Source organism: Pararcticibacter amylolyticus (genome assembly GCF_003130405.1).
Lineage (GTDB): Bacteria > Bacteroidota > Bacteroidia > Sphingobacteriales > Sphingobacteriaceae > Arcticibacter > Arcticibacter amylolyticus.
The window spans coordinates 1-260 of sequence record NZ_QEAS01000152.1; the positions used below are offsets into that span (position 1 = coordinate 1).

The window sequence follows — 260 nt, forward strand, 5'->3', positions numbered from 1 at the left end:
TACGCCCGGAACGGCAGCCAGATGATCCACAGCCTGCTGACGGCCACCCGTACCGCCGTGCTGAACAACCCCGCCCACATGCTGTGGAGCGTGAACTACTACGACGACGAAGGCCGGGTCACCAAGAACATCAGTCAGCATTACAAAGGCGGCACCCTCTCAGACGGCAATTACGATGAAACCGACAACACCTACAGCTTCACCGATGAGCTGCTCACCAGCACCCGCCACCATAAAGTAAACAGCACCGAACAAGTAAA

General features: G+C 56.9%; 1 protein-coding gene. It reads left to right on the forward strand.

Annotated elements, in window-relative coordinates; genetic code table 11:
- Positions 1-260: hypothetical protein (locus tag DDR33_RS26410; RefSeq protein ID WP_158280885.1), on the forward strand; the 260-nt coding region annotated here is incomplete at both ends.